This is a genomic window from Moorena sp. SIO4E2 (genome assembly GCF_010671945.1).
Lineage (GTDB): Bacteria > Cyanobacteriota > Cyanobacteriia > Cyanobacteriales > Coleofasciculaceae > Moorena > Moorena producens.
Window position 1 is genome coordinate 1 of record NZ_JAAHIE010000809.1, and the last position, 2,717, is coordinate 2,717.

The 2,717-nt window shown below is 40.6% G+C and carries 2 protein-coding genes; one reads left to right on the forward strand and one right to left on the reverse strand.

Annotated elements, in window-relative coordinates; genetic code table 11:
* A partial coding sequence (locus F6K37_RS37520) for an Rqc2 family fibronectin-binding protein (RefSeq protein WP_287256108.1) occupies window positions 1-754 on the reverse strand: 754 nt, incomplete at its 3' end.
* A gap of 525 nt (window positions 755-1,279) precedes the next feature.
* Here F6K37_RS37520 and F6K37_RS37525 point away from each other — a divergent pair.
* Window positions 1,280-1,957 (forward strand): hypothetical protein, encoded by a 678-nt coding sequence (locus F6K37_RS37525; RefSeq protein ID WP_008184729.1) that lies wholly within the window; start codon window positions 1,280-1,282, stop codon window positions 1,955-1,957.
* Window positions 1,958-2,717 lie beyond the last annotated feature (760 nt).

The following is a 2,717-nucleotide window of genomic DNA, read 5'->3' on the forward strand; positions in this document are numbered from 1 at the left end:
TAGAGAACTTGCTAACGTTTAATAAAGTTTTTAACCATTGTTGCCAGCATTGAAATAGGTTTTGCCAGTCGGATTCTTCTAGGTTTTGGGTGGATTGCTTTGGGTCTAAACCAGCTGCTTGTACCATAGAGCGAGCAAGGGTGGGACTCAATCCTCGATAACTTTTGAGTAACTGATTTGCTACTGCTCCTGGTATCAAACTTACTCGTTCTTTCCAGCTCTGGTAGGATTCAGTCAAACTGGGGCTAGTGCCAGTCAGGGCTGGTGGGAGTTCGTAGGGTTGACCGGTTTGAATAGTACGGACGCTGGATTGCTGGTTACTGACTTGATGAGCAGTGGTAACAATTAGATTGTCAGCATCAGTGAGAATTAGGTTACTGTATTTGCCGATAATTTCTACATACAAATGCCAAGTCGGTGCTTCTCCAGGGCGTTTGGCAAATTGCAGGTCTAATACTCTCTCCCAAGGGGCAATGGTTTCGATGGCAATTAGGGCGAAGCCACCTAACTGGTGCCGCAGTTGGTCACTAAAGGTGAAGGTGTCGGGAACCCGAGGGGGTGGATCTCCTATGCAAATCCGGGCGGCTTGGGGATGCCAACAAATGGTGAGCCAACCTCGACCATTTAGGGTGCGTAGGGCGATAGCAATGGTGTAGCGATCGCGTTGATAGACTTGTTCGGTACGTCCTGGTACCCAGGTAGCACGCAGCTCAGAACAAGCAGCGGTCAGGGTGGTATAGTCAACAGGTTGCATGTGCCAGGTGCCAGATCTGAGCTTGGTAGGATTCGGGTTTGAGAATGCGATCGCGTAGCGGCTCGTACCGAGCATCGCCTAGCGCCTCAATGGGCGCGCATCGCATTTTGGCTATGGCTATGGGATCACCGTCTAGCCCAGTTCCCATTTTGGGCATTTACAATACTATTGTATAAGTCAGCCTTAGGGCTACGATGTTAGTCGAGAAACTACCTCTTCTCAAGTCAGAGCTCACCTAGGCAGTGTCCTATACCAAGCCTGAGGAAGTGACAACAAGGCTAAAAAGTAGACAGGGTATGGGGTGTGGGGTTTGGTAAAAATAGAAGGGAATTTTGAGTTACCCCAGCAAAAACCTCCGTCCCCAACCTGATTCAACCGTCTCTACCAAAGTAGCCAGCTCCTGATGTTTCCCTACCCCGGTGACCCCAAACCCCACACCCAGTAAGGCTTTTAAGGCTGTTGGCCACCCCCTCAGGTGCAATATAATAAATATTTAGCTAGTAAATACCCGAAAATTCAAAAAATATGGCTTGGTACGATAATCCAACAGTTGCTGCTACTTTAGGTGCCCTTGCTGGATCAGTATTTACAGCATGCGTATCTGTATTTATCTGGCAGAAAACAAAAAAGATTAAGCAAGTAGATTGCATTATTAATGATTCTTCCTCACTACTTTCCTTCTCAGATACAATTCGTAACGAACTCAAAATTATATACGCAGATGAACCTGCAAATTCTGTATTTTTATTCAATATGGAAGTTTTTAACTCTGGTAACCTAGCTATTAGGGAGCAACCAGTGAGTATACGTTTAGACAGCAATTCCAAGATTGTAGGATATACTTTCAAAACTATTCCAGAAGTTGGATTTGGAGAAGTTCGAGAATTATTACTTCAAGAAACCCGACTTGATTTAATTATTGAACTATTGAATCCGCGAGACCGGGTATATATTGAGCTAATTTCTATTAATAACTATTCAAGTAATATAGATGTCTACATGAAAAATGCTAACGTTACCTCTCGTGTGTATACTCGCCGAGCTGAGAATGCTATCTTAGGAATATTGTCTCAGGAGATTGATCCATCTTTAGCATCTCTTGCCATGCTCAGCAACTTACCATTTTTTGGTGGATTTGCCAATTCTATAATGACTATGGTCTTGGCACAACAAATTAAAAAAGCTGTAAGACAAAAAAAATAACTTCTATTCCTTTTTTTTAAATTTCCAAAACCTTCATTCGCCATTTCTAAAATTGAGAGGTTTTGTCTACTAAAGATTAACCGTAGGTCACACTACGCAAACACTATATTTTTCCTGCTCAGGAATAAAAAAAATGATGTTATTCAGTACCTTTTATGCTAAAGTTGCAATAAAAAAATCGGAAAGCTTACTGTAGCATAAAAATGGTACTATTCAACTAACAAAATTTTATAAAGACGGCCTCTTTTAACTATTCCCTGATTCCTGCTCCCTGCTGCCTCTGCTAAACTGTTCATTTAGCATAACAAGTACAGAATAACCATAAATTTTAGCAATTAAACACTCGAAGTTACAGTATTGTTTGCACTTATTCACGGCTATAGGATTTTATATTTACCCGTAGGTTGCGTTATTAACGCACCATAATTTTGTACTAATTAAGTAATTTTTAATTGACATTTTATTTTCAAAAAAATACCCTAAAATATTATTTTTATGCTATAATAAAAGTGACCTTAATTAATAAGGTCAAAAACCAGCCCCCTGAACCTCAAAAACCACGGGGCTGGCTCTAACCCCTAGTAACATAGGAGATAATTTTATTATGACCTATCGAGACCGTCTTAGTCCGTGGGTAAGCTGTTCGGCATTTAAATTGGTATAATAAAAATTAATAAATAACCCAATAATAGGAAATATGCCAGCAAAAAATTATCTGACACAAGAGCAAAAAACAATACTTCAAAAAGCCTTAAAAATA